The organism is Legionella sp. 27cVA30 (assembly GCF_024160945.1).
Lineage (GTDB): Bacteria > Pseudomonadota > Gammaproteobacteria > Legionellales > Legionellaceae > Legionella_A > Legionella_A septentrionalis.
The window spans coordinates 547,285-574,063 of record NZ_JAMYXK010000001.1 but is presented as its reverse complement, the minus strand read 5'-3'; the positions used below and the strand labels follow the sequence as shown (position 1 = coordinate 574,063).

Sequence of the window (26,779 nt, the reverse complement as noted above, 5' to 3'; positions counted from 1 at the left end):
CGTCCCTACTGCAAAACTGCCATTTTCGTGCCAACTAAAGATAGCAGCAATCGCATGGTTTTGGAAACTAAAAAACGGTTAGTAATATTCATAAAATTCATCTAAATTTCAATTCGGTGTTGACGGCAAGTTAATACCTGCTATACTTCGTCACCATTGAACGGAGAGATGGCCGAGTGGTCGAAGGCGCTCCCCTGCTAAGGGAGTATGGGACAAAATCCCATCGAGGGTTCGAATCCCTCTCTCTCCGCCAAGAAAAACGCGCCCGTAGCTCAGTTGGATAGAGTATCTGGCTACGAACCAGGGGGTCGGAGGTTCGAATCCTTCCGGGCGCGCCACTTTTAAGTCAAGCACGGCAATCACTTCATAGCATAGGCCAGTACACTGATGTGCATGGCCCGGAAGGGGTCTTCCCCAAATCCGGGGGCACTTCACTCATCCGCACAACACTCTAACTCTCAACCTATAATTTTCAAAATTTCGGGTCTTCCCCAAATCCGGGGGCACTTCACTTATCCGCACAGCACTCTAACTCTCAACCTATAATTTTCAAAATTTCGGGTCTTCCCCAAATCCGGGGGCACTTCACTTATCCGCACAGCACTCTAACTCTCAACCTATAATTTTCAAAATTTCTAAATCCGTAAGCTCTTCTCTGAATCAATTTCATCTTCCGATGAAACCCTTCAGTTATTCCATTGGTCATGGAAAGCTTTTATCATACTTTGAAAGTGGAGACCATTTATGGGATGACTTATAAAACCAGAAAGGAGGCTCAATTAGCTCTATTCGATTATATTGAGGTGTTTTACAATCGCAAACGCATCCATTCAACTTTAGGGTTTCAGACCCCTAGCAAATTTGGCATGGTTGCATAAAGTGGGTGTCCGGTTTTTCGAGGTAGGATCAAGATTCATTAGCTCCATTTTTCAATAACTAAATTAATGAGAAGTGATTTCCTAGCACGTAAAATATATTATCGTTTTCTTGTACTTTTTTTAGCAGAAGGACAATCTTTTCTTAATAACTGAAATATAAGACAAGATTGTCTGTCTAATTACTTTCTGCCTAAACATAACGCGTTAAACTGTTTGTCCACCATCGACAACCATTGCATGACCAACCATAAATGCCGCTGCATCCGAACAAAGCCACAGAACGGCTGCCGCAATTTCTTCCGGTCTTCCCATTCTTCCGATAGGCTCTTGGTCGATCACTGCCTGACGACCTTCTGCGAAATTGCCAACGAAGCGATCCATCATCGCGGTATCAATAATTCCTGGGCAGATTGCATTGATACGCATATTGGAAGACGCATAGTCTAGTGCTGCAGCCTTTGTGAGCCCAATCACTCCATGTTTTGCAGCGACGTAAGCGGCCCCACCTTTAAATCCCTTGACACCAGCCCCAGAGGAGTTATTCACAATTGCACCGCCTCCGTTATGTAGCATCAATGGAATCTGATACTTCATACATAAAAAGACACCACGAAGATCAACATTCATAATCTTATCCCATTCATCTTCTGTAATGTCTGAGGCAGATTTAGTTTCGTATTCGATACCAGCATTGTTAAAAGCTACATCGAGACGGCCAAATGTTTCAATTGTCTCTTGAAGGGCCGATCGTATATCGTCGGCCTTTGTTACATCACACTTAAGAGCAAGTGCACGTCCACCAGACGCCTCGATCAAGCTAACTGTTTGCTTTATACCTTCATCAGCTAAGTCCGTTACGACCACACTTGCTCCTTCACGAGCAAAGGCCAAGGCAGTAGCACGTCCAATCCCACTTCCTCCACCAGTTATAAAAACTATTTTGCCATCATATGTTTTGTTCATCACTTTCTCCATAAAATGTTCATTCAATTTACAAGTTTTCCTTAAAGAACTTTGTCAGTTTATCAAATGGAATCAAATCCACACGATCATAAAGATCAACATGTCCAGCATTTGGAACGATGACAAGCTCTTTTGGTTCCCCAGCAAGCTTGTAAGCCTCTTCACTAAACTCTTTGGAATGAGCTTTATCTCCAGTAATGAACATCATTGGCCGAGGTGAAATTGTCTCAATGTCAATGAATGGATAAAAGTTCATAAACTTTGTATTGCTCGAAAGTGTCGGGTGTGTTGTCAATTTTGAGAAGGAACCTTTAGGTGTAAACTCTCCACGTGAAGTGCGATAGAAGTCATAGAACTCTTTCTGGATAGGATGGGTCGTTGCTGTTAGTTCATGAACGGTACCACTTGTGTACTTCGTTTCTCCGCCTGAAGCTTCAATCCAACGCTGTTCGGCAGCTTCCGCGATGATCTTTTTCCTTTCCTCTATAGATTGTGACTTATTAAGTCCATTGCGGCTTGCGGCACCCATGTCATACATACCCACCGTCGCAATCGCTTTCATACGTGGGTCAATCTTAGCGGCACTGATAACGAAGCTACCGCTTCCGCAAATACCAAGTACCCCTATGCGATTTCTGTCTATGAAGGGTTGAGTACCCAGGTAGTCCACAGCAGCGCTAAATGTTTCTGAATACAGATCTGGCAAGACGGCATTACGAGATTTGCCCTCGCTTTCGCCCCAAAATGATAAATCTACTGCCAATGTCACAAAACCTTGTTCTGCAAGTTTAGTGGCATACAAATTTGCGCTTTGCTCCTTCACTGCTCCCATAGGATGCCCCACAATAATGGCAGGGTTCTTTGTTCCTTTTTTCATATCTTTGGGAGTAAAAAGATTACCAACAACCTTCATGTTGTATTGATTCTTGAATGTAACTTTCTGTACTGTCACCTTATCGCTTGTATAAAAATTGTTAGCTCCGTGGGACAGATCTTGAGCTTTGGCGATTGTTGTCGTTATAAATAATGCTCCTATCGCTATGGCCATAAGTCTCCATATTTTTGTCTTTTCCATTTTCATAAAATTCTCCTATCATTAATGCTTACTTCTGCTGATTCGGCCTAATATCTTTGGCCGGCGATCTGCCGAAGTAACGACTATACTCACGACTGAACTGTGATACGCTCGAATATCCAACGTGAAAACTGACACTGGTGACATCCATCATTTTCGAAATCATTAGGTTGCGTGCTTCCTCCAACCGTAATATTTTTTGAAATTGGAGTGGACTCATTAAAGTCAGTTTTTTAAAATGAGTATGAAAGGAAGAGAGACTCATCCCTGCGATTTTAGCAAGCTCTTCTATTTTAATAGTTCGGTTATAATTGTTTTTAAGCCATGAAATCGCTTTCGAAATTTTTGGGGTATTGGAATCTGTTATACCAATCTGAGCAATTGCGGAACCGATTGAACCACGCAATAAACGAATAAGAATTTCATCAATCATTAAAGGCACAAGTAAATCGGCATCTTTTTGATCAACAATGAGTTCCATCAAACGAATAGCTGCTCTCACAATACTTAAGTTGTTCTGCCCCACATAAATTGGGCAAACATCTGACTTTTGGGGACACCATGAGGAAAAATTTTTAAAATAAGTTCAGCTAACTTATGCGGGTCAATTGGAATAACTAAGCAAAGATAGGGTTTATCTATGCTGGCCTTTATGACCTTTACGTTTATAGGAACTTCTGCGGCATAAACTACCATGTTGGAGTGATCATATTTAAAATAATTATTGGTTAGAGAAACAGACTTTGCACCTTGGGCTACGATACATATACCAGGTTGAGCCAGGTTATATGTTTCTTCATCTGTTGTTTTTGAGGCTCTAAAAACATGTAATCCCTCTTCGTTTAAATTGAAACGGCCATTATAAGGGGCATATTTTTCCAAAAGCTTAGCAAGCTTATATAAGTCCTTTCATCAGGAGAACAATCCTGCTCACCCATAACAGAAAAAGAGGTAAGATTGTTTGTTTGCGCCATGATCATCACTTCCTACATTATGAGAAACACTTTCAATCATTTGTCTACCATCTATACAATGACGGCATCCATGGCTCTTAAATTCAATTGATATATCTTTTACCTCGGCTCGTTTACTGTAGTCTAAATATAAACACTTTTATGCTAGCTCAAGTGTTGACATGTCGATAACAATTCGATGAGACACATCACCCTTTTTCAAACGCATAAAAGCATCATTAATTTGATCCATCCGGATCATTTCACATTCAGGATGAATATTGTGTTCCGCACAGAAATCTAAAACCTCCTGTGTTTGTGAAATTCCACCAATTACAGATCCTGCTATACTGCGATTACCTAGAATTAAGGGCATTATATTCGGCTCGTCTAATGGGCCAACTTGTCCCACCATAACAAGTGTTCCTTTGATATCCAGTAAAGGAATATATGGGGTAATATCATGTTTGACTGGTATGGTATTGATAATAATATCCAATGAATTTGCTGCACGGAGCATTGTGTCTTCATCAGTGGAAAGTAGGATATTATTGGCACCTAATGCTTTTGCTTTCTCCAATTTTCTTTCTGAATGAGTCAGCACGGTGACAGAGGCCCCCATAGCTTTAGCAAGTTTTACTGCCATATGACCAAGTCCTCCAAGGCCGATAACTCCAACATGGCTATTAGGACCTACCTGATAATTGCGTAAAGGCGAAAATGTTGTAATTCCTGCACATAGGATGGGTGCTGCGCGACTTATATCAAGCGTATCAGGAACGGAAAGTACGAACTCTTCGCGGGTAACGATATGCTTTGAGTAGCCACCAAATGTTAATTGACCAGAAATACGATCAGGCGTGTTATAAGTTTGAGTATTTCCTTCTCGACAAAATTGCTCTTCACCTTTTTTGCATTGATCACATTTAAGGCAACTATCCACCATACAGCCTATGGCAACATTATCACCGATCTTGTATTTTTTAACTTCAGAACCAATATCAATCACCTTTCCAACAATTTCGTGTCCAGGCACCATCGGATATTGACTAAATTCCCAGTCATTTTTAACTTGATGAAGATCTGAATGACATATTCCGCAATAGAGAATTTCAATTGCTACGTCATTGGAGCGAAGCGCGCGCCGTTCAAAATTGAAAGGGACAAGCATAGCATCTGGTGAGTGAGCTGCATAGCCGATAGTTTTCATATTTTCTCCTAAATTCTGATATTTCTGGCATTCTCTTTACCAGTTTCCTATAATTCATTATAGGTTGTGAGAATCGTAAAAGCGGTGTGATATTAACATTATTGCGAAACCCTAAGAGTAGACCTGCAAGTCAAAATACTCTAAGGGATAGTCAATTAAGTTTGTAATTACGTGACTTAGGCACGCAAAAGTCACGCAAGAACTTTGTATTAAAACAGGTAATCAGCGTAACTTATTGATTTAAAGGCTTAAATTGGTTGGCCCACTAGGACTTGAACCTAGGACCAACGGATTATGAGTCATGCTTTACAATATTAACTACTTGATTTTATTATAAATTTTTCCGAGGGTTTTTCCTACAAATGGCGTACTGTGTCGTACGATGTCGTACTCAAATACGACGATCTCCCGAAGAGGAATTTGTAGAGTTTAGAATTAACCCATCACTTCAGTAAAGATGATATCTTATTTTTTTGACTTAATAATATTAAGAGCGTGCGCTAACAATTTTTGGTAGCGCTAGGGCTGATGTGATTACAAGCCCGATTAATAGATTTGTAAATACTAGACTACCACTCCAAAATGCATAGATTAAATAAGTTGTTAATGGGACAAGGCTTATAATAACGGAAGCTGTAGCAGCACCCAATTTTTGTATTGCTTGTTGGTTGAAGAATATAGGCATTACTAAAGACCCAATGCCCACTGCAATTAAGGGTAGGGTATTATCTCTGAGCGTTGTATGGAGTGTATTAAGATGTATAAAAAATGATGAGCCAATGAATAAAACCCAAAAACGTGTTGCTAAAATTTGTAATGAGGTTAATTTAGCCCGTGTGCTTAGCTTTTCAGAAGTCAACATATAAACATAAAAAGCAATGCCAGCCAAAATTCCAAGCAAGATTCCAGACAGAGTATTACCAGGCTTTTTTATTTCATATTTGAAAAATAAAATTAGAATTGAACTCAGTAAGATAAACATACTCCAGCAATACGACGATTTGCCGCTTTTACGATACAGACTGAAAAAGCCTAAAAAAGCTGAAGCAATAAAAAGTGATGTCATGGTGATAAAAGGGTCGGAGAGATAGGTCGCATAAACCATGCACAGCCAGTCTAATCCAAGAGCCGTAGACATCATTAAAAATAAAAATGGATTTTGTAAAATAGCGTCGTAGACCGTTTTTAAATGTTTTAAACAGAGTACATTGAAGCAAAATATTGCAATGCCACTCATCACAAACAAAGCCGTCAATGGCTCAACATCACTGCAGAGATCATCAAGAAAGACAAAAGCAATTGATGCAAGCACCACATAGAGTATTGCATCAATATACCCACTCATTTGATTGTTATCTTTATTCATATAGTTTCTAAAAAATCACGTTCTCCAATGGTTTTCAGGGGCGTATAATCTCTGCTTGCAAGATTTACTGATCTTTAATGTGTAGTAGTTTAAACTTGATCTGACAGTTGCCGGTTTTTTAGAAGTGTCTGTCAGGTCAAATTTAGTTTATAAATTTTTCCATCCAGATTTGTTTGCTATCCATCAAAGTTTGTATTGGAGTACGTCCACAACACATTTTGCCCTGATGAGTTCGCTCATTATTATAATATTGCAGCCATTCGTCCAGATCTTTTTGCAACTCATCGATAGTTTCGTAAATTTTCTTACGAAATGTTACCTGATAAAACTCTTGTAAAATCGTTTTATGGAAACGTTCGCAGATCCCATTAGTTTGCGGAGAATTTGCTTTTGTTCGCGTGTGATCAATGTTATTTATCGCTAAATAAAGCTGATAATCATGTTGTTCCACCTTACCACAATATTCTGTTCCTCTATCCCTTAAAATACGTAGCATAGGTAATGAATGCTGCTCAAAGAAAGGGAGAACCTTGTCATTAAGAATATCTGCCGAGGTGATGGGTGTTTTAGTTGTATAAAGCTTGGCAAATGCAACTTTACTGTATGTATCTACAAGGTTTGCTGATAGATACGCCCTACGCCTTTGAGCGTGCCAACATAAAAAGTATCTTGAGAGCCCAGGTAACCAGGATGAGCTGTTTCTATTTCACCGCAGGCTTCGTCGTCAAACTTCTTTTTCTCTAATGCGATAACTTGAGCCTCTGTTAAAATAATCCCTTCGGATGCTACCTTTGCTTCCAAGGCTTTCAAGCGATCTTTAAAATTAGCTAATTGATGGCGCAGCCAAACACTTCGTACTCCACTTCCAGAACAAAAATACCTTGTTTACGTAATTCATTGCTGGTGCGTTGTTGGCCATGTGCAGGGTACTCAATAGCGTAGGCTTTTACTGCTTCTTCAATCGATTCATCTACTCTATTTTTAACATTTGGTTTTCTGCGTCTTTGATCGAATAAAGCTTCGACACCGCTTTCATCTACTGCTGATTTATAGCGATAAAATGTATCCCTTGATAAACCCATTACTTTACAGGCTTTCGACACATTACCTAATTCCTCAGCAAGATTGAGAAGTCCAACTTTATGTTTTAATGATTTTAACGCTATTATCTATCATGAGAGTTTTCTTCTTGGTTTGATTAAAAGTTCGCACTTCTATCAAAACCGGAAACTCTCAACTTTTCAATAAGTTATTTCAGATTAAGTCAAAACTAATTCATTTAATGCTTCATATTCTTGAATGAGTTCATCAACGTTAACTTGATCGGTTTCTTTAGGAAGGAAGAATGTGTTTTTTGATCGTTATTATTAAGCAGTTTTGAGAGTTTATCTTTGAGCTGATCCAGTGCATCACGTGCGAGTATCTTTTTACTTCCCATTTCTGTTGGCTTTATCTCATCCTTAATTAAGCGTTTAATAACAGAGCTTAGCCTTCTGACCAAGCAGACATTAACGTAGCTAAGTTTTGGTTTACGCTTTTTTACTCTAATAAGATCGCAGGATTGACTTAGAACCATAATATATTCAATTTTACTATCGGATGGTTGAATAGCAGGGTAGAACTCGCCAAAGTACTGGCCGAATTGACCATCAACTCTCAGAATATCGCCTTGTTGAAGCGATAGTTCGGAGGAGTGATCTTCATATACCTATTATAGAGCTACTTCGTGTTGATCAATAGTTGCTTCTGCTGCTTCGACTAACTCAAGGATTATTTTGTAATCAGCAAACGGTACCCCATAAGTAAAGCTTGATTCTACTTTGTTTTTTTGACTATGAGTTAACCGCCTATGAATGTAATCCCCCCTTATAATTGTTCCAGTCAAAATTAGAGTTCTCTGGGTATAATAACTACCGAGGAGAATTTGATGAAGAAATCGAGATATAACGAAAGCCAAATAATTACGATTCTAAAAACCGTAGAATCAGGACGACTGGTTAAAGATGTGTGTCGTGAATACGGTGTTTCTGATGCCAAGTCGTTAGAATGCTTCGCTTTACGAAGAACAATGGAATAACTGAAGGGTTTCATCGGAAGATGAAATTGATTCAGAGAAGAGCTTACGGATTTAGAAATTTTGAAAATTATAGGTTGAGAGTTAGAGTGCTGTGCGGATAAGTGAAGTGCCCCCGGATTTGGGGAAGACCCTTATCATCCTGACTTATTGGGCATTGCAGTATACGAATTATTATAAAAAATAACTGCTTTTTATACTTATGGGTAATGATGTGTTCATTTGGGGGAAACCCGGTTTTTTGGAGAGTAAATAGATATAAGTTTGCCTACACTGCGTCTATCCGGGAATTGCTAAAATTTGTATTTTTTAACGTAACTCATTGATTTCATGGTGGCCAGAGGCAGAATCGAACTGCCGACACGAGGATTTTCAGTCCTAAATAATTCACTTTTAACCTCTCGCATCAACTTTTAAAATCATTTAATATCCCTTTAAAATCAAGTATATTAAGCCATATCCAGATATTTTTATTTTTACTAGGTTTTAAATAATCTGTCTACATGGCGTCTACATGAGATTTTTGTGAAGGATGTTTTTATGGATAATAACCAGTCAGTCAAACTCACCAAATCGTTCATTGATAAAATCAAACCAATGGAAGGGAAAGAGCAGGTATTTTATAGAGATGAACAATTAAAAGGTTTTGCACTTCGGGTTACTTCAAACGCTGTTAAAAGTTTTGTGGTTGAAACCCGAATTGCCGGCAAAGTGAAACGGGTGACCCTTGGAAAGTACGGGCAAATCACTGCTGAAGAAGCCCGCAAGCAGGCCAAACATTTGTTGGGTAAAATAGCCAGAGGCGACAATCCCATTGCTGAGAAGAAAGCAAATAAAGTGAGAAACCTGAGCTTAAAAGAAGTGTTCAATGATTATCTGAAAGCGCGTAAAGATCTAAAAGTGCTCACCATTAAAGATTATCAGGGTATTTTAAGTCAGGTTATGCCCGACTGGCTTGATAAACCCTTAATTAATATAACCAGAGAAATGGTTGCCAAGCGTCATGTACAATATGGCCAGACAAACAGTAAAGCACGTGCTAATTATGCCATGCGTGTGTTGAGGGCTGTTTTTAACTTTGCCGTTCATGAATACCAACTGGAAGATGGCCAACCGATTATTGCTGTTAATCCAGTAGAGTACTTATCTCATACTCGAAGCTGGTATCGAGTTGATCGCAAAAATACAATGATAAAAAGTCATCAACTTGCAGCATGGTATGAGGGATTGGAGCGGCTAACTGAACAGGAAGATTACCCTCAGGCTATGATGTGGAAAGATTATTTCCTATTAATTTTATTTACTGGTTTAAGAAGAATGGAAGCAGCTTCATTACGTTGGTCAGACATTGATTTCAAGGCTAGTACTTTTACTGTGCAAGATACCAAGAATAGGGAAGTCCACTCCTTGCCTATGACTGATTTTCTTTATGAATTATTTCAAAGGAGAAAGCAATTCAAAACCAACGAATTTGTTTTTCCGGCACCAAGCAGATCAGGCCACTTGATGGAACCTAGAAAGGCCATGCTTAAAGTGGCTGAATTATCTGGTGTATCATTTACAGTGCATGACTTAAGGCGCACCTTTGCTACAACGGCAGAAAGTCTAGATTTACCAGCGTATGCTTTAAAACGACTGTTAAATCATAAAATGAACAATGACGTAACAGCAGGATATATTATGCGAGATGTGGAGCGTTTACGAAAGCCAATGCAACGCATTACTGATTTTTTGATTAAGCAGATGGCAGCTAATGTAGAAATTGAGTATTTAAAAATTTATTCTGGACGGATATAATGATTATCTAGTATAATTATAATACTACTTCCCCTAGGACTCTGCTCCTAGGGCACAGAGCCTCTTCGGAGGCTCTTGTTTTTTCTGGTGTAAAAATATGAATAATAAACGCACTAGTATCTACATTGATGGATTCAATCTTTATTATGGTTGTTTAAAAAAGACCTCATACAAATGGCTTGACTTAAAACATCTATTTGAGAATTTATTAGATTCATCACATCAGATAAATAAAATTAAATATTATACTGCCCACATTTCCAGCCGAAATGATAATGAAGCATCTCGCACGAGACAGCGATATTATTTAAATGCTTTAGAAAAATATATTCCTGAGATAGAAATTTATTACGGGCATTATTTAACCCATAAAATTACTGTCAAAGTAGTAAACCCACCACCTGAGTTTATTCAAGTCTATAAAACTGAGGAAAAAGGTTCAGATGTTAATTTGGCTCTCCATGTACTTAATGATGCATGGTTAGATCTTTATGATTGTGCAGTAATTGTCTCGAACGATAGCGATTTGGCAGAGTCACTTAGATTAGTAAAAAATCAAACAAACAAATTGATTGGTGTGGTATTTCCAAATACAGATCATAAGAGAAAACCATCCAGGGAACTGGTTAAATATGCGGATTTTATCAAACCGATTAGGCAAAATCTTCTAAGAAACTCTCAGTTACCACATAACATTCCAGGAACGGAAATATATAAACCTACAGAATGGTAATAGACATAGGTGACTATATTAACAAGGCAGAATCTCAATTACCGGGGAAGTCCCGGGGTAGTTACCGAGGTAGTTACCGGGGAAGTTATCGAGGTAGTTACCGAGGTAGTTACCGAGTTTGTTTCGGATGAAGATAGCTATTAAAATATTGCCTTAATGTCATAAAAAAATTACTGGGACATTGGGGACAAGTGGGACAATCGCATAAGCATTGGGTTTAGGTGTCCCAATGCAAAAAAATTCAATTGGGACACTTGGGACAAATCCTGCCATAAAATTTTTTTAGTATCATTTAATCTCATTTAATATCAATCAGATCCCAAGCCCTGAAAGCGCTTGACATGCTTTTAAATTACAAGCAATACTCCCCACGAGCTGTATGTTTTTACGGTCTACTGTACTGTAAAAGCAAAGGAAAATGAAATATCAAGACTTTATCCCTAACAAAGGGAACCGGCCGGACAGTCAACTGATTTTCATCGAGCAGGACGCAAACCGTCGGCATTAAGCTGAATGAATAGTCATTTGATGAGGTTCCATATGAATAAAAAACCATCTCGTTTACAACTTTTAAATGAATTTGAATCTGCACCAAGTTCCGCTTTGTTTAATCAACAAACTTTAGCAGCTGTTTTAGACTGCTCTACCCAGCTTTTGGAACGCAATCGTTGGGAGGGAAAAGGCGTTCCCTATCTCAAAATAGGCCGTAAGGTTTTGTATCGCAAAAGTGACGTATTGTTTTTTCTCCAACAACAGAAAATCTATCGCTCGACCTGTGATGAAGGGCAGTTCCTTTCATTGGTTAACGAATAAATACGATAGAAATAGAGTAATTCAGGGAAGGATAGAATTTCTCTTTTCCATGAATTCTGCTGGAGAAATATCATGCTTCAAAATCAAATTATTAAGTTAAAAACCAAGAACAGTAATTACCCTGTAGTCTGTGAATACGCGGGTGGTTGTTTTAAATTAAATGAGCAGGGCGTGTCTTTCCTTGGAAAAGACAAAGATGGTAATCCAATGGCCCCACGCTGGATTTGTTCTCCTTTGCATGTGGTTGCTAAAACTCGTGATGCTAAAAGTGGCGAATGGGGTCGATTACTCGAATGGCAGGATGATGATAGGGTCATTCATCAGTGGGCAATGCCTTTGGCCTTATTACAAGGCGATGCTTCCGAAGTAAGAAGGGAATTGTCTAGTCTTGGTTTAACCATCTCGCCCCATAAAATTTCCCGCGATTTACTGACTACCTATTTGCAGGTTTTTCCTGTAGAAGACCGAGCACGTTGTGTGGATAAGCTAGGGTGGCATAAAGACCTCTTTGTTACTGCGTCACAAACCATTGGTCATTCATCCGAGAAAATTGTTTTTCAAAATAGCCATGCAGTTGAATCAGCAATGTCTGTATCCGGCACAGTTGAAGAGTGGCAAGAATCAATAGGTCAACTTGCTTCTGGGAATTCTCGGTTAATTTTTGCCATCTCCACTGCTTTTGCCCCTGCTTTAGCAAAGATTGCTGGTGAAGATTCAGGTGGATTTCATTTCAGAGGCGCTTCCTCAAGTGGCAAAAGTACTGCTTTAAAAGTAGCGGCTTCCGTTTGGGGTAATCCGCAGGCTTATTGCCGATTATGGCGCAGTACCACGAACGGTCTTGAGGGGTTGGCTGCTCTGCATAATGATAGTTTATTGATTCTGGATGAACTAAGTCAGATCGATCCCAAAGAAGCAGGGGAAGCAGCCTATTTGCTGGCTAATGGTCAAGGAAAAACACGAGCTTCCCGTCATGGAACAGTCAAACCATCTTCTCGATGGTCATTGTTTTTTCTCTCTGCCGGAGAGGAATCCTTAATGTCTCTTATGGCCAGAGCAGGGCAGAAAACAAATGCTGGACAAGAAATACGGTTAGCGGATATTGAAGCCGATGCTGGATTAAGCATGGGAATATTTGAAAAAATTCATAATCAACTCAGTCCCGCAACGATGGCCTTATCCTTAAAGGAATATTCCAGCAAGTATTATGGTACTGTGGGTATGGCATGGTTGCAAAAGGTAGTTGCAAATCAACAAACCATTGCAACTAACATTGCTGATACGATGCATGAATTTGTGAATAGTGTTGTTTTTCCGGATTCAACGGGACAGATTCTCCGTGTAGCCCGTCGATTCGCGTTAGTAGCTGTAGCTGGTGAATTGGCCACCCAATATGGATTGACCGGTTGGAAAGAAGGGGAATCTCTTTATGCTGCTTATAAATGCTATAAAGCATGGCTTGATCATTTTGGTATGGAGGGTAATCGGGAAGACAGGGTGATATTAGCTCAGGTCAGGGCCTTCTTTGAATCTCATGGTGCTAGTCGGTTTGATAATATCAGAACGCCAAATAACGAACGGATTCAGAATCGTGCCGGATTTTATTATACGGATGATGCTGGTTTTCGAGTGTATATGGTATTAACGGAAGTATTTAAAAAAGAATTATGTCAGGGATTTGAGCCGAGAACAGTGGTTCGTGTGTTAATGAATGAAGGTTGGTTAAAGCCGGCAACAGATGGATTGTCTACCCATAAACCAAGAATCAAGGGAGTAGGAACACCGAGAGTATACGTGTTTACGGATAAAATTTGGGGTGGGGAATAAGCTCCCTAGATTGTCCCAAAATTTTTAAATTCTGGGACAAGTTGGGACAGTTTCAATCCAGCAATGGCGGGTTGTCCCAAATGTCCCAATTGTCCCCGTTAATCTTTGAGATATACCCACAGCGTATTGCGTGATTTTATTCCCATCTCATCGCGTATCAACAAACAAGTCTTATAATTTCCGCATTCAGGAAGAAGGCTGGAATACATTTGTTTTGCATACAAATAACGCCAGCTTTTGGTACTGGATAAACGGTGCTTTGCTAGTTGCGTGCGCCAGATGATCCGGATTTCTTCATAGGATTTTAATTGGAGCAGATTACCGTATTGTTTTGTGAGCCAGTTAAAAAGATTGAGTACCGCTTTCTGGCTTTCGGTTCGTATTGGTATGCTGCGGTCGGTGGAGTTAAAAGCAATGTCTCGGGTTATCCCAATAGAACACTCACGGACTTGAATACGTGGTTTAATCAGAATCGCTTCTTTGAAAGTTAGTCCAAACTCGGTTTGTAATCCCATGATTACTCTTGCTAAAGGGTCATTAAGTGACCTCCAAAAATCTGGAGGGATTATTTTTTTCCTTTTTTTCCTTGCTTTAGGTCTTGAGAGTTCAAGCGATTGGTTATCGATATTGGCAACAGAACAATCGTTCATCTGTAAAAAGCGGCGGATAATGGTCATATAACGCATGATGGTGACTGGGTTAACATTTTGTTTTTTCCAGTAACGCACCAGCTTGTGAACTTGCTCAGACTGCAAGGCCTGCCAAGAAGGTGGAACCTGTCGGATAACAAACAAATCATCAATCATCTTACGGATGACATAAGCACGGTGTTTCCTGTATAGGTATTTGCCTTGCCTGTCCAGTTTAATTTGTCGATTAGCGAATTGTCTTAAGGATTGTGTACGCATCTTCCTATCTGCAATAAAGTGTTAAAAAAATAAATTGCCCTGTGTATTGTTTAGTGTTGGTCGAGCGGTTCACTCTTTGTTGAAACCCGGAAAAAGCCGTAAAAGCTCGAAGAAGGGGGCAAATCAATCGTTATAAGGCAAACGATCTCGCCGGTACTACTATGGTGTTTCTGGTGGTTTTTTCTCCTCAATAAAATAAATAAAATGCAAGCGATAAAGCAAAGGACTTTATCCCGATCTATGGTCAAATGAAATGACTTAGAGTCCGAAGAACTCCCTTTACCGAATGGCAAAGGTTCCTGAAGGGTTTCCCGACTATACGTCCCGCCACAAGGTTAGGGAATGAGAGTGGCTTAGCATAAGACGCCTAAGCGTTTCATCGGATTTACACCGATTCATCAGTCATGCTTCATTTAAAAAATAACAAAGTGCGGATCTGAGGGCAATACCATTACAGGAAATATTTTGTCCTATCTTATCTGGTGCGTTAGGACAAGTGGCTTTTTGATGCTTGGTATCGAAGGACTAAAGAAGTTAAAAATTCCTGCGTCACTGCTGGGAATGGCAGTGACGCAGGATAAATATCCCTTTTTCTTATCCTTATGCAGATTTTAATACAAATTTTGAGTCTAATGGATAAATAAATAAAACTAATAATTGGCTCAATTAATATTTTATTTTTTTCTAAAATTCCATGGGGGCATAGCATATTGATCCGCCCAAAGCCCGGCTTTTGATTGCTGAGCTTCAAGCTGTAATTTATACAAACTTTTATTAGTAACATATTTATCGTAAACCCAAGCCATCCCTCGATGGATTTGTTCTGCATTAGCATCAACCCCATTACAATATACCCGCCCAAGTATCCTTTTATACCTGTCTACTTTCTCATAATTAATAACTGCATTTTTTCGGAAACAAATTTTAGCTAAAGATTGCCTTGAAACATTACCAAATGCTTGTTTTTTTTCAGGTGCGTCTATTTCGGTCAATCTAATTTTTACTTGTTCTTTTTTTGGAGTGAGGATTGTCAAGGTATCCCCATCAGCAATTTTTATCACCAAGCCAGAAATTGTCTGTCCAAGTGAACTTGATATAAAAAATATTAATAGAGTTGCAGTGGAGATAAATCTTAAGTTATTTTTAGTAGCTAAAATGTGTTGTGCCATTCGAATCTACCCATGTCCTTATTTCTTTAGTCTGATTATCAGTTGGTTCGGAATTTTCGTTACTGAAAGAACTTTCCTTGTAGAGTTCTGGATCACAGGTTTTTTTTGAAGCGCTTAAACTCCCATCATTACAAACAAATTTGCCATTCTGACAATGAGATACGCCTCCTTTACTGCCCGAGCAAGGATAATTTCTTGCAAATAAGCAATTTGAGAATAAAAATAAAGCGCATCCAATAATCATCCAGGTTTTCATTTGTATTCCCCCATGTCTTCATTATAGTTGATGCTAAATTTTTCTGGGGTCATATAGATAAACAGCCATTCTATGGCCGAAATCAATATGAAGATTTTGAGTTATTGCTGAAAATGCGGTGACACAGACTATGCTTGTACGGCAATAATAGAATAGAAGTATCCGGATAATGGATAGTTTAATTAAAAAATCTGATCCTACTAAAAAGCCAAGGTTTTATTTCGGAATTAGTGTCCAAGATTTGGGGAAGAGCCATTTAGTCAAGGGGTATTCATACATTTTGTGTGGAGAATTAGTAGGCTGATGGTTTTACACTATCACTTAATTTTTTTAATTCTTCTGTGTAAATATTTACCATACTTTCATAATTAGTTGATGTGTAAGATTGGTCATCTGCTATATTTAAAGCTCTTACATCTTTAATTGTTTCTTGAATTTCTTTATATATCGCAATTTTTTCACTTTCTGTGATTTTAATATTATTTAGGATTCTAGTTAAAATATTAGTTAGTAAGTTAAGTCTAGAATTGAGGCTTGCATTCTTAACTTGAAGAGTATTCAATTGATCTGAATTGTTATTTATTTTTTCGGTATAGCTCCCTAAATAAAATACCCAAGCAAGGACTTGAATCGATCCAGCCAGTAGAGCAGTTACAACAGCACCTATAATTGCTCCTTTAATACTGTCGCTCATACATTATCCCTAGCTATTATTATTTAGGGCTCTCCCCCAAATACAGGGGCACTTTAATCGGATTATAGTAATCTAACTCTTTGATTTTGCAGTCAAAAGAGGATTAAAGTGCCGAAGAAAGATATTATCCTAAATTTACCTGGTTATTCAATAACCAAGGTGACAGGAAACAATCCTGTTTTTATACAAATAAGTTATAACCGCGAACAACTCGGTTATAACTTATTTGTATAAAAACAGGATTGTTTCCTGTCACCTTGGTTATTGAATAACCAGGTAAATTTAGGATAATATCTTTCTTCGGCACTTTAATCCTCTTTTGACTGCAAAATCAAAGAGTTAGATTACTATAATCCGATTAAAGTGCCCCTGTATTTGGGGGAGAGCCGGGTAATCCCGTCAGTGCGCGACAATTAAAGGCACTGGTATTATTTGCTAACATCGAAGCGTCATCATCGCCTTTAAATTGGTGCATGAGTTCCATGCGTTCAATAGGAAATTTATGCTCGTAAAGAAATTTAAAAAGTTTGGTTATTTCAGTGGCCAGAGATTTATTGACAATCATTTCCCCCATGTGAGGTTTATTATCAAACCCCCAGTAACGCATTTTGATATAGCTCAGTTTGTTTAGCGGAACCGGGCATTCAGGATGCCAGGTATATTTTTCCATTTCACTTTTAATGCCTGCTGGAATGTTGGAAATAATGGCTATAAATGGTTTGTTTTCTTGAGCGAATGCCACCAAAGGAAATAGAGAAGGGATGAAAAGAAGACATGCCACTTTAAGGGCATGTCTAAATAATTCACTTATTCGTTTTTTTCGCATTAGCCCCACTGGTTTTAGAATTTGGCATGGAATGTTGCGTGTTGAATGAAGCCGCATTTTTTTCCTTACTCTCATTTTTGCCATTATTCATGAGTGCAGACATGTGTTCTTGCGAGCGCCGTAATTCATTGGATGTTTCAAATAAGTTATTAGTAAATAAAGAAAACGTTTTTTCAAAGTAATCCAATAATAAATGCCCGCTTTTTAAATAAAGGTCAACTTGTTTTTCCATTAAGTCCATGAAGGGAAATTTCATTTCTTTCATCAGGTTATTTTGGTCTTTATTAAGAAACATGAAATTCTCCTATTGCTGTTTGTGATGATGATTTTGGCGTAAAACAAAAGATAGCAAAAAGCCTATGCCGCCAGCGATTAATACGGAAGATAATGGTTTAGCTTCAATTGTTTCACAGAATTTGCTTTTAACACCTTCAAGCGCATTCATGAAGGTTTCTTTATGTTCTTCAAGGTGGCCATTTATTTTTTGTGCTTCTTCTTTTATTTGTTGGTGAAAAGCATTCTTATTGGATTTATTTTCATCAGAGATATTAAAATTAGAGGCATTTTTATTCATGATAATTTCCTTATCTTGGTCATTCCATTAGAGTTTTTACGCATAAAAATAAAGCCAATTATCAACTATCTTATGGATAATTAGCTATTTAAAAATAGAATAGCTGCATCAATAATTCAAATGATAAGCCCGCGGTTTTAAGAAAATCTTTTACATCACTTGTCTATTAAAAACAGATAAGGAATCCATGGAAACTGGACGAAAGTGGATTTTTTGTCTAAAATATATACAGATGGGTGTTTTGACAGCCTTGGATTTTCCTCTGAAAAAGTAGGAAAAATAAAACGGCTGAACAAAACCCCGTCGTGTCTTATCGCTTCTTACAATTTGACATTTCAAAGTCCACCTCCTAGTATGGGATTAATTTAAATAGCATTCGTACTAAGAACTAATTCAATTCTTTCGACGGAAACCTTATTGCCAGGAAGGTGATGATGATCTCCCATGCATTGTGGAAAACACTAAGTAAAAGCTCTGCTTCCTATCCCCAGCTTGTAGAGGATATTGAAGTGGATGTATGCATTATTGGCGGAGGCATTACCGGGATAACTGCAGCCAACCAATTGCTGCTAGCTGGAAAAAAGGTGGCCCTCCTTGAAGCCCATAAAATAGGAGGGGTGACTACAGCTTGCTCTACGGGAAATCTTTATATTCCGGTTCAACCTTTTTATCAAACCATCGCGCAAAAATTTGATGAAAAAACAGTTCTCGAAGTCGCACAATATCGGCGATTTGCTATTGATTATATTGAAAAAAATGTGCAAGAAAAGGGAATTCAATGCAATTTCACCCGCAGGCCATGGTATGCTTTTACTGCAGGTGAAAAAGCGTCTTTTTTAGAAAAAGAATTTGCATTTTTTGATAAGATGGGAATCAATGCCCAGTACACGCAAGAATTGCCCCTTGAGTTTAAATTTAAAAAAGCTTTATTGATACCAAACCAAGCCAGATTTAACCCGCTCCAATACGTCATTTCCATGGCTGAAGATTTAGCCAATCGCGGTTGCCTTATTTTCGAAGACAGCCGGGTTGACCATTACTGCGAAGATAAATTATGTACTGTATCTACACAAAAAGGAAAAATAACTGCAGAGCATGTGATCATGGCGACGCATACGCCCATTGGAATTAACTTAAAGCAAATGTTTACCGCGCCCTATCGCAGTTATGTGGTTTCAGCCTTTTTAAAGCAGCAGGCGGTGGTGACGGACGTGCATTTATGGGATTTGGACACCAAGCATACATATAGTACGCATGCGGTAAAGGGCTCCTCTCCAGATATTCTCATGATGACTGGTGATCACCATAAAACGGGGCAAGGACACGATATGCAAGCTCATTTTACCAAGCTTAAGACTTGCTTTAGGGAGATTTTCCCGGCTGCTGAATTTGCTTATGAGTGGTCCGCGCAACACTATCGATCTGCCGATGATATTCCCTATATTGGTTTGGCATCATCCATGTCGCATCACACTTATGCCGCGACCGGATATTTTGCCGATGGTCTAGTATATGGCACTGTAGCAGGGATTTTTATTGCGGATAGGATTGCCGCGGGTAAATCTGCTCCGGAAGGCTTATTTGCAGCCAACCGCCATAAGTTATTTACCTCCTTACCCTTTGTGAGCAAAGAAAATATCAATGTTTTAGGCCAATATGTGCAGGATTTGCCTTTATCTGAACACAATGATTTGGCGGCCTTGCAGGAAGGCGAAGGGAAGATAGTGCAAATCAATCGTGAAAAATGGGCTGTATGCCGCAACCAGAATCAGGTTCACATCGTATCGGCTGTTTGTCCACACATGAAATGCATTGTAAAGTGGAATGAAGCCGAAAAAACCTGGGATTGTCCTTGCCACGGCAGCCGTTTTAGCCACGAAGGCGAATTCATTGAGGGACCGGCCTTAGCTAATTTAAAAAAATACGAAAAATAGACGCATTGGAGAAAACATGCTCATATTAGCCATTATCGTTTTTGCTCTTGCTGCCTCATTGGGTATATTTTTATTAAGTTATGTGCTGCAAGGGAAAAATACCCCTAAAGGCGTAGCTATTATCCACGGTTTTTTCGCTGCAACAGGCATTGTTTTGTTAATTGTTTATTCTTTTTTTTATCAAGGACCGCTTGCTGCATTAACTGTCTTCATTTTGGCAGCATTAGGCGGTTTCGTGCTTTTTTATAAAGACATTACCGGCGGCAATATTCCCAAGGCATTTGCCCTGGGCCATGGCTCCATAGCCGTTATTGGTTTTATTTTATTAATTTTATTTACCATACGCAGCGTATAAAAATGACATTAAAAATAAAAAACTCTCCTGTCTCATGGTCAGCTATTTTAGCGGGGGCAATCGCTGGGGTCGGTTTGAATTTTTTATTAAATCTTTTAGCTTTGGGGCTTGGAATAGTTAGCTTTTCAGTAACCTGGTCAGGTCGAACCGATTTTTCACTGTTAGGATTCTTGTTCTTCTGTTTTGCGGCCGTGATAGCCATGTTTTTAACCGGGTGGATAGCAGGAAGATTAACACCGGCAGGATGGGCACGCTACTGGGGAGTATTGATTGGATTCCTGGCTTGGTCTGTATTATTAATATTCACTCTTATGTTGATTACCAATATGATTCAATATTCTGCGTTTCATACAAATTTTACTTCCAACCTAGTAAGCGTAAAACTAACCAATGGCGCTCCTATGCTTACAGAAACAGCAGCCCATAAGACCCACAATTCTCCTCTTAGCATTAATATTGAAACCAATAAAAAAGAAATTGTCTTGAATGCAATATTGACATTTATGCTTTTTTTTATCGGTGCTTTGTCCAGTTGTTGGGGCGGGTACCTGGGTTATAAGCACTTTCTACGAATAGAAAAAAAAGTTGCTAATATATGAATATCTTAATCTTGGGCTCTTCAGGTTTTTTAGGATCATGGGTAACTTCCAGACTCCTTAACAGAGGGCATCAAGTTATATGTGCAGTGCGGCAGGAAGAGAGCGCCCGCGCCCGCTATCCAAACGCGCAAGTTTTTACTTGTGATTTTTTAAACGAACAATCCACCGCAGCTTGGTTACAAAGACTTGCCAATATTGATGTCATTATAAATTGTGCAGGAATTTTTTATCATTACGATAAAAAAATTATGTGGGCTTTGCACTACAATACGCCAAAGATCATTTATGAGGCAGCCCGGCAGGCGCGCATTAAGAAAATTATTCATATTTCTGCGTTGGGCATTGAAAATTATGACAATGATTATGCAAAGAGCAAACTTGCAGCCGAGAAATGTTTACATTCTTTAGGGATCCCTTACATTATTCTGCGTCCTTCATTTATTTATGGGCCAGGATCTGCAGGCAGCATGACAGTTTTGCGTACTATTTCGGCATTACCTCTGTTGATACCCATTCCAGGTAAAGGCGAGCAAACTTTTCAACCCATCCACGTGAGCGATTTAAGCAAGGCTGTAGTAAATTTCTGCGAAAAGCAAATTTCCGCATCATTGACGTTAGCGGCGGTATCTTCTAAGCCTATTAGTCTGAAAAACATCCTATTGAGCTTGCGCCAATGGCTGGGATTAAAGAAAGCGCGTTTGCTTCGTATCCCGATAAGACTAATAAATATTTTTGCTGTAGTGGGAAATTATATTTCTTATTCGGTGATAAATTCCGCTGCGATCCAAATGTTAGAGCGTGGCAATAGGGCTACTCCCGAGCAAACAGAGGCATTCATTAAAGCAGCGGGGTTTTCGCCCATGAATTTTAATGAGGGGTTAAACAAAACACCCGCAGCAATACAGGATAAATGGTATGCCCGATTGTTTTTTATGCGACCGCTGTTAAGAATCAGTTTGGCTTTTATGTGGTTAGTAGCAGCAATGGTCAGTCTCTTGCCAGTTTCTGTAAAAGACGCTTACCAGTTGCTGGGCGAGTCAGGAATTAATTCTTCCTGGCAATCGCCGCTGCTTTACAGTGCTGTGATGCTTAATGCACTCATTGGCATGGCTTTGTTATTGAACTACCGAACAAAACTAATTTGTCTAGTACAAATAGTCGTTATTTTGGTTTATACCTTGATCATTACATTTAGGTTACCTTATTTCTGGCTGGAGCCTTTTGGTCCTGTTGTAAAAAATATACCCATTTTGGTCAGTATTGCCATGTTGTATTTTATGGAAAAAAAATAAATGCTCTATTTATGGCTGAAATACATTCATATTGTATCATCGACTATTTTATTTGGTACCGGTTTGGGCACAGCATGCGTGATGTGGTATGGTCATTACAAAAAGGATGTACATGCCATGGCCATCATCAATGAATATGTAGTCCTTGTAGATTGGATATTCACTGGTACTTCAGGCATAGTACAGCCTGTGACAGGATTATGGATGGTTTTTATCGCCGGTTATTCCTTCACCTCATTATGGGTTTTGGGAAGTATTATTGGATATCTCATTGCCGCAGCGTGTTGGATACCCGTCGTTTTTCTGCAAATTAAAATCCGCAACCTTACTGTTTATGCGGCAAGGAGTGGCTTAACATTACCACAAGAGTATTTTTTTTATTTTAGATGGTGGTTTCTTTTAGGATGGCCCGCTTTTATTAGCTTGTTAATTGTCTTTTATCTCATGGTAATGAAACCATTTTGATGCAGAAAAAGTGGTCTTGGTTAAAATCCAAGACCACGGATAGTAATTATTGTTGTACGCCGTTTAATTCGCGTTGAATCAAACGAGCTTTCTCCAAATGCATGGAAATGTGATGACGGGTTTTTTCCAAATGCTTGGTCAATGTAGGATTGGTGGAATTTTTAAGCAATTGTTGATCAATCAACTGAATGGCTTCTTGATGATCTTTAACCATCGAATCAATATAAGCTCTATCAAAAGCAGCATTGCTTAATGAATTTAATTGTGCCATTTCTTGCTGGCCCTGGGTTTGCAAACTGCGAGAGAGATCACTCATTTCTGAAGGGGAGCCGATTTTACGTCCAAGGCTTAAGGTAGTTTGTAAATTTGTTCTATGTTCTCTTGCTAAAAATGCCGCGTATCTTCTAACGGTTGGGCTGGCGGCTTTTTTCGCAGCCAAATTAGCGGCAGCAATTTCATTTTTATTAAGCACAACCAAATCCCCAACGACTTGTGAATTGGATTGTTTCGCAGTCATCATGGGAAAATTGGGATTCGGATTATTTGCGCATGCAGCCAGTAAAGAGCAAGATAATACTAAGCTATAAATAGTCTTTTGTTTCATGGGATATCCTTATCGTGAGTTAATTTAACGAATTAATTATAAAAGAAAAAATTAATAATTCTAGTGAAAGGGAAATTTTAAGCAAATCCAAGTATTTCTGCCGTTTATTTTGCCAGATTTTTTAATTAATGTGGATTTATTTATCGGGAGAGATCATTAGCCAGCAGAAAAATAAAGAATTCGAAGTGTAAGAGAGACAAAAGCAGGAGCTTGAATTTTCTGCTATATGAGATCTATGAACATGAAATCAAAACAGCCTGATGTCCTGTATCATTATACCAGCCATGATATTTTATTTAATATCGTCGACACGAAGTCTTTGATTGCTTCCCATATTTATTATCTAAACGATTATCATGAAATCAAATATGGAATGAGCCATTTTGTTGAATTGCTCGAAAAAATGAAGAAACAACAAGCGTACCGGCGCTGTGTTTATTTGTTTGAATATATTCAGCATTGGCTTGAAGCCATGCAGGCAGATCCTCCCTATATTTTTTCTTTTTCCCTTTCGGAAAAAGGGAATCTATTAAGCCAGTGGCGGGCATATACTCCTTATGGCATCGGCGTAAGCCTGGGATTTAAAGTGGCAGATCTTGAATGCTATGCGAAAGCCAACCAATTACTGCTGGTGAAATGCATCTATAAAAAAGATAAGCAAATTGAAATTTTAAAAGCACTTTTCCCTAAACTGTTAAACTTATTTGATGAAAATAAAAGAGATTTAACTCAGGCATCTTTAAGAAAACCCACGTCGCCAAGAGCGCTGCATCAAATTAAAAATTTATTGATAAACACCTTTATTCAAATTAAAGATCCGTTATTTTATGAAGAATGTGAATGGCGCATCGTCAGTCGCTTATATGAAGATTATTTAAGCGAAGATATTAAATTTAGGAGCAGCAAGACTACACTTATACCTTATATTTTGCTGGATATAGCAAGCATGCGTCACGACGGACAATTATTTGAGCATGTGTACGTGGGACCCTCGCCCAATTTTGATTTATTGTACCCAGCAATCGTGGCATTTTTGCAAAATAAAAAAGCATGTAATGCAAATATCACCAAGTCGGTGGTGCCTTATCGTGAAATATAGAAAAGGAGTAGCTTAAATGGTGATGATGTGTAGAATAGAAAAATTAAAGTAGTTGTACTAAGTTAACATTCACGAAGAAAGATTTTTTAAATTCGCAAATGGTATTGGGTGAAGTGGAGTGACTATGGCAACGAAGCGGCAAAATAAAAGTCCCTCAAGTTGGGATTTTTCCAGGTTGGCTAAAAAGACGTGTGATGTAGTCGGCAGCTTCTGGAGTTTTCTTTTTGCATGTCTATTTTGTGTAATTTGGTTGATCACAGGCCCATTGTTTAATTATTCCGATACTTGGCAACTCATTATCAATACCAGTACTACCGTCATCACGTTTTTAATCGTTTTTTTGATTCAAAACGCCCAAAACCGGGATACAGCTATCCTAAACTTGAAGTTGGATGAGTTAATTAAATCGCTAAAGGCTGCTGATAATCGTTCTTTAATTTTGGATGATTTATCCGAAACAGAACTTAAGAAGCTGATTAAGAATTACAAAGCGATCAAAGATAAAAAAACAGGAGAGTAAAAATTTTCAACATAACAAGGAGAAATAAGTGCTTAAATATCTTATTGCGTGGTTGTTGGGAGTACCCTTTACCATATTATTAATCATATGGTTACTGGCTCGGATCTTTTAAATTATTTTTATAGGGAGATAAAATAATGCAGCATACTATAACAACACCGCCGCCTCCGGCGCCTCATTTTTTCAAGCGTATTTCGTGGACTGCTGTTTTTGTAGGAGCCTTAGTTGGTGTTGGCCTTGGGTTTTTATTAAATTTGTTTGGAGTAGCTATTGGCCTTGGTGCATTTTCAGTAAACGATAATGGTGGGCTCGTATTGACCATTGGCGGTTTGCTTGGCTTAATTATCGCCACCGTAGTTTCCATGGTGGCTGCAGGGTATGCCGCAGGTTATCTCGGCCGATATTATACACCCAAGCGCAATTATGGGATTTTATACGGCTTTGTTACCTGGAGTTTGGCATTAATCCTAAGTGCTGTCTTTGCAGCTCATGTAAGCAATTACGTGGCTGTCTATACTGCAGGTATTACCCATTCTGGTTTGGTTTCAGGTAAGAATTTAGATACCACGTCGGATACCTTATTGCCTGCCGAAAGAAATGATGCGGCAGCGACTTCAGTCGAACCCGCTAATAAAGTGGCACCTACTACCCGTGATTTAGCTTGGGGCGCGTTTGTCGTTTTCATCTTATTTTTTATCGGGGCGGTATCCACTTGTTTTGGTGCATGCTGGGGTATGAACAGCATGAGAGAAGATTAAGATTTCCCTCTAGAAAGAACAGCTTGAATTGAAGCTATTCTTTCTAGTTTATCAATGCCTCACGAAGTTTGCGTGGTAATGCATTTAAAACTTTCTCAGCCAAATTATCATCCAGTTTATTCATAATAAAAATAAATTGGATGCCTCCTGCACAGACTGTCTTATATCTACATTCAGATCGCTTAAATCTTTAGCCATAGGCTAAATGAACTCATCCAGATTTCCAGCACGATGAATGGGATACCCTGGCTCTCATTGATCATAATACATTCCCTTTAAATCAAAGGTAATTACGCCGCAAAAGATGTGATTAAATCCTCATGCGGCTTATCTTAACGTGCAATACATACGTAAAATAGGATTGTAATTCATCACGGAAATGACCAAAGTCTTTAACTCGGTGTAACTACCTAAGTATCATTTAATGAAGATTCGATTGAAGAAACTTGCATAATAAACTCTTTTTTGCAAATTAACCTTTTTTGCCTCCGCCTGATTCTTTATTCACAGTTCGCCAGGCTCTTTCTTCCGCTTCATCCTTAGAGACTCCCTTTTTGCGATAGCTGTCTTCAATATGCTCAGCTTGTCTTTTTTGCTTATCAGTATATTTTGATTTATCTCCTTTAGGCATCATGTTCTCCTTAAACAATCCCTCTTATTAAACTATAGAGCTTGCTTATAAAAAACACAAGAAGAACAAATATAGTTTAATTTTTAAAAAAATCAATTAAATTCTGAAATTTCTTACTATATTTAATTAAGAGGATGGAGATAAAGCCATCCCAGGAAAACTACATAGGGAGAAAGGAAATGAACAAAGATATTTTTCAGGGAAAATGGGAAGAAGTAAAAGGAAAAATTAAAAAAACCTGGGGGAAAATCACCGACGATGAACTCGATGAGCTAGAAGGAAACCAGCAAGAAATATTTGGAAAATTGCAAAAACATTATGGATATTCAAAGGAAGAAGCAAAAAAAGCCATTGATGATTTCAATCGCGAGTGAGTTTGCTAAGGTTGGCCTTCACAGGCCAACCTGAT

At 38.6% G+C, this 26,779-nt stretch carries 30 protein-coding genes, 2 tRNA genes and 4 pseudogenes; 19 read left to right on the top strand and 17 right to left on the bottom strand.

Annotation, left to right across the window (positions count from 1 at the left end):
* Positions 1-162 precede the first annotated feature (162 nt).
* Positions 163-253 (top strand) — tRNA-Ser (locus NKV53_RS02570).
* An 8-nt stretch (positions 254-261) separates the two neighbouring features.
* A tRNA-Arg gene (locus NKV53_RS02565) sits at positions 262-338 on the top strand.
* A 251-nt stretch (positions 339-589) separates the two neighbouring features.
* Here NKV53_RS02565 and NKV53_RS02560 read toward each other — a convergent pair.
* Positions 590-703: pseudogene (locus tag NKV53_RS02560) on the bottom strand (transposase); the annotation flags it as partial.
* A 1-nt stretch (position 704) separates the two neighbouring features.
* Between NKV53_RS02560 and NKV53_RS02555 the strand changes: the two are divergent.
* Positions 705-878: an IS3 family transposase gene (locus tag NKV53_RS02555; RefSeq protein ID WP_371923150.1), complete on the top strand. Its 174-nt coding sequence runs from the start codon at positions 705-707 to the stop codon at positions 876-878.
* A 204-nt stretch (positions 879-1,082) separates the two neighbouring features.
* On the opposite strand, the gene NKV53_RS02550 is transcribed toward NKV53_RS02555, so the two are convergent.
* The 7 genes and pseudogenes from NKV53_RS02550 to NKV53_RS02520 all read right to left on the bottom strand — a co-directional run bounded on the left by NKV53_RS02550 (position 1,083) and on the right by NKV53_RS02520 (position 7,614).
* Positions 1,083-1,868 carry an SDR family oxidoreductase gene (locus NKV53_RS02550; RefSeq protein WP_199737879.1) on the bottom strand — a complete coding sequence of 262 codons (786 nt, stop codon included), beginning with the start codon at positions 1,866-1,868 and terminating at the stop codon, positions 1,083-1,085.
* A gap of 1 nt (position 1,869) precedes the next feature.
* On the bottom strand, positions 1,870-2,922 hold the full coding sequence (locus NKV53_RS02545; protein ID WP_127057603.1) for an alpha/beta hydrolase: 1,053 nt from the start codon (positions 2,920-2,922) through the stop codon (positions 1,870-1,872).
* Positions 2,923-2,944: 22 nt separating this feature from the next.
* Positions 2,945-3,418 (bottom strand): helix-turn-helix domain-containing protein, encoded by a 474-nt coding sequence (locus NKV53_RS02540; RefSeq protein WP_253350807.1) that lies wholly within the window; start codon positions 3,416-3,418, stop codon positions 2,945-2,947.
* 5 nt (positions 3,419-3,423) lie between these two features.
* Positions 3,424-3,798 (bottom strand): AraC family transcriptional regulator, encoded by a 375-nt coding sequence (locus NKV53_RS02535; protein ID WP_253350646.1) that lies wholly within the window; start codon positions 3,796-3,798, stop codon positions 3,424-3,426.
* A 231-nt stretch (positions 3,799-4,029) separates the two neighbouring features.
* Positions 4,030-5,079 (bottom strand): NAD(P)-dependent alcohol dehydrogenase, encoded by a 1,050-nt coding sequence (locus tag NKV53_RS02530; RefSeq protein ID WP_127057601.1) that lies wholly within the window; start codon positions 5,077-5,079, stop codon positions 4,030-4,032.
* A gap of 487 nt (positions 5,080-5,566) precedes the next feature.
* A complete protein-coding gene (locus tag NKV53_RS02525) occupies positions 5,567-6,445 on the bottom strand; it encodes an EamA family transporter (RefSeq protein WP_127057600.1) in 879 nt (292 codons plus the stop codon).
* Positions 6,446-6,587: 142 nt separating this feature from the next.
* A pseudogene (locus NKV53_RS02520) lies at positions 6,588-7,614 on the bottom strand (IS481 family transposase).
* Between the two features lie 758 nt (positions 7,615-8,372).
* Between NKV53_RS02520 and NKV53_RS02515 the strand changes: the two are divergent.
* From NKV53_RS02515 to NKV53_RS02490, 7 genes and pseudogenes are all read left to right on the top strand, one after another.
* Positions 8,373-8,480, top strand: a pseudogene (locus NKV53_RS02515) (transposase); the annotation flags it as partial.
* Positions 8,480-8,623: pseudogene (locus tag NKV53_RS02510) on the top strand (transposase); the annotation flags it as partial. The pseudogenes NKV53_RS02515 and NKV53_RS02510, both read left to right, overlap by 1 nt.
* A gap of 436 nt (positions 8,624-9,059) precedes the next feature.
* Positions 9,060-10,316 carry a site-specific integrase gene (locus NKV53_RS02505; protein ID WP_253350645.1) on the top strand — a complete coding sequence of 419 codons (1,257 nt, stop codon included), beginning with the start codon at positions 9,060-9,062 and terminating at the stop codon, positions 10,314-10,316.
* Between the two features lie 97 nt (positions 10,317-10,413).
* The gene (locus NKV53_RS02500) at positions 10,414-11,049 is read left to right on the top strand and encodes an NYN domain-containing protein (protein WP_127057608.1); all 636 of its coding nucleotides are present in this window, start codon (positions 10,414-10,416) and stop codon (positions 11,047-11,049) included.
* Between the two features lie 9 nt (positions 11,050-11,058).
* The gene (locus tag NKV53_RS11870) at positions 11,059-11,193 is read left to right on the top strand and encodes a hypothetical protein (protein ID WP_256478728.1); all 135 of its coding nucleotides are present in this window, start codon (positions 11,059-11,061) and stop codon (positions 11,191-11,193) included.
* A 396-nt stretch (positions 11,194-11,589) separates the two neighbouring features.
* Positions 11,590-11,862 (top strand): DNA-binding protein, encoded by a 273-nt coding sequence (locus NKV53_RS02495; RefSeq protein WP_127057609.1) that lies wholly within the window; start codon positions 11,590-11,592, stop codon positions 11,860-11,862.
* A 72-nt stretch (positions 11,863-11,934) separates the two neighbouring features.
* Positions 11,935-13,686, top strand: a complete 1,752-nt coding sequence (locus NKV53_RS02490) for a DUF927 domain-containing protein (RefSeq protein ID WP_127057610.1) — start codon at positions 11,935-11,937, stop codon at positions 13,684-13,686.
* A gap of 98 nt (positions 13,687-13,784) precedes the next feature.
* Here the strand turns inward: NKV53_RS02490 and NKV53_RS02485 are convergent, their stop codons facing one another.
* The 7 genes from NKV53_RS02485 to NKV53_RS02455 all read right to left on the bottom strand — a co-directional run bounded on the left by NKV53_RS02485 (position 13,785) and on the right by NKV53_RS02455 (position 18,113).
* The gene (locus NKV53_RS02485) at positions 13,785-14,594 is read right to left on the bottom strand and encodes an integrase (RefSeq protein ID WP_253350644.1); all 810 of its coding nucleotides are present in this window, start codon (positions 14,592-14,594) and stop codon (positions 13,785-13,787) included.
* Between the two features lie 674 nt (positions 14,595-15,268).
* Positions 15,269-15,763 (bottom strand): thermonuclease family protein, encoded by a 495-nt coding sequence (locus NKV53_RS02480; RefSeq protein ID WP_253350642.1) that lies wholly within the window; start codon positions 15,761-15,763, stop codon positions 15,269-15,271.
* The gene (locus tag NKV53_RS02475; protein ID WP_253350640.1) at positions 15,738-16,019 is read right to left on the bottom strand and encodes a hypothetical protein; all 282 of its coding nucleotides are present in this window, start codon (positions 16,017-16,019) and stop codon (positions 15,738-15,740) included. The genes NKV53_RS02480 and NKV53_RS02475 overlap by 26 nt, the downstream gene beginning before the upstream one ends.
* Positions 16,020-16,311: 292 nt before the next feature.
* Positions 16,312-16,713, bottom strand: coding sequence for a hypothetical protein (locus NKV53_RS02470; protein WP_253350638.1), 402 nt, complete (start codon positions 16,711-16,713; stop codon positions 16,312-16,314).
* Between the two features lie 358 nt (positions 16,714-17,071).
* A complete protein-coding gene (locus NKV53_RS02465) occupies positions 17,072-17,539 on the bottom strand; it encodes a hypothetical protein (protein ID WP_253350636.1) in 468 nt (155 codons plus the stop codon).
* A complete protein-coding gene (locus NKV53_RS02460) occupies positions 17,517-17,834 on the bottom strand; it encodes a hypothetical protein (RefSeq protein WP_127111375.1) in 318 nt (105 codons plus the stop codon). Before NKV53_RS02460 ends, NKV53_RS02465 begins: the two co-directional genes overlap by 23 nt.
* A 9-nt stretch (positions 17,835-17,843) precedes the next feature.
* Positions 17,844-18,113, bottom strand: coding sequence for a hypothetical protein (locus NKV53_RS02455; protein WP_127057035.1), 270 nt, complete (start codon positions 18,111-18,113; stop codon positions 17,844-17,846).
* A 431-nt stretch (positions 18,114-18,544) separates the two neighbouring features.
* On the opposite strand from NKV53_RS02455, the gene NKV53_RS02450 reads away from it, so the two are divergent.
* From NKV53_RS02450 to NKV53_RS02430, 5 genes are read left to right on the top strand one after another with little or no spacing between them, the layout of a single operon-like run.
* Positions 18,545-20,047: an FAD-dependent oxidoreductase gene (locus NKV53_RS02450; RefSeq protein ID WP_127057036.1), complete on the top strand. Its 1,503-nt coding sequence runs from the start codon at positions 18,545-18,547 to the stop codon at positions 20,045-20,047.
* Between the two features lie 16 nt (positions 20,048-20,063).
* Positions 20,064-20,402: a hypothetical protein gene (locus tag NKV53_RS02445; RefSeq protein ID WP_126953989.1), complete on the top strand. Its 339-nt coding sequence runs from the start codon at positions 20,064-20,066 to the stop codon at positions 20,400-20,402.
* A gap of 2 nt (positions 20,403-20,404) precedes the next feature.
* The gene (locus NKV53_RS02440) at positions 20,405-21,001 is read left to right on the top strand and encodes a hypothetical protein (RefSeq protein ID WP_126953990.1); all 597 of its coding nucleotides are present in this window, start codon (positions 20,405-20,407) and stop codon (positions 20,999-21,001) included.
* A complete protein-coding gene (locus NKV53_RS02435) occupies positions 20,998-22,293 on the top strand; it encodes an SDR family oxidoreductase (RefSeq protein WP_127111594.1) in 1,296 nt (431 codons plus the stop codon). The genes NKV53_RS02440 and NKV53_RS02435 overlap by 4 nt, the downstream gene beginning before the upstream one ends.
* The gene (locus tag NKV53_RS02430) at positions 22,294-22,758 is read left to right on the top strand and encodes a DUF2269 domain-containing protein (RefSeq protein ID WP_126953992.1); all 465 of its coding nucleotides are present in this window, start codon (positions 22,294-22,296) and stop codon (positions 22,756-22,758) included.
* Between the two features lie 46 nt (positions 22,759-22,804).
* Here NKV53_RS02430 and NKV53_RS02425 read toward each other — a convergent pair whose 3' ends face one another.
* Positions 22,805-23,362 carry a DUF4142 domain-containing protein gene (locus NKV53_RS02425; protein ID WP_127032359.1) on the bottom strand — a complete coding sequence of 186 codons (558 nt, stop codon included), beginning with the start codon at positions 23,360-23,362 and terminating at the stop codon, positions 22,805-22,807.
* Positions 23,363-23,603: 241 nt separating this feature from the next.
* Here NKV53_RS02425 and NKV53_RS02420 point away from each other — a divergent pair, with 241 nt between their 5' ends.
* The 3 genes from NKV53_RS02420 to NKV53_RS02410 all read left to right on the top strand — a co-directional run bounded on the left by NKV53_RS02420 (position 23,604) and on the right by NKV53_RS02410 (position 25,739).
* The gene (locus NKV53_RS02420) at positions 23,604-24,461 is read left to right on the top strand and encodes a DUF2971 domain-containing protein (RefSeq protein ID WP_158614980.1); all 858 of its coding nucleotides are present in this window, start codon (positions 23,604-23,606) and stop codon (positions 24,459-24,461) included.
* A gap of 124 nt (positions 24,462-24,585) precedes the next feature.
* Positions 24,586-24,981 carry a low affinity iron permease family protein gene (locus NKV53_RS02415; protein ID WP_126953995.1) on the top strand — a complete coding sequence of 132 codons (396 nt, stop codon included), beginning with the start codon at positions 24,586-24,588 and terminating at the stop codon, positions 24,979-24,981.
* Positions 24,982-25,118: 137 nt separating this feature from the next.
* On the top strand, positions 25,119-25,739 hold the full coding sequence (locus NKV53_RS02410; protein ID WP_126953996.1) for a hypothetical protein: 621 nt from the start codon (positions 25,119-25,121) through the stop codon (positions 25,737-25,739).
* 472 nt (positions 25,740-26,211) lie between these two features.
* Here the strand turns inward: NKV53_RS02410 and NKV53_RS02405 are convergent, their stop codons facing one another.
* The gene (locus NKV53_RS02405) at positions 26,212-26,373 is read right to left on the bottom strand and encodes a hypothetical protein (protein WP_158614981.1); all 162 of its coding nucleotides are present in this window, start codon (positions 26,371-26,373) and stop codon (positions 26,212-26,214) included.
* A gap of 176 nt (positions 26,374-26,549) precedes the next feature.
* On the opposite strand from NKV53_RS02405, the gene NKV53_RS02400 reads away from it, so the two are divergent.
* A complete protein-coding gene (locus NKV53_RS02400) occupies positions 26,550-26,744 on the top strand; it encodes a CsbD family protein (RefSeq protein ID WP_126953997.1) in 195 nt (64 codons plus the stop codon).
* Positions 26,745-26,779: the final 35 nt, after the last annotated feature.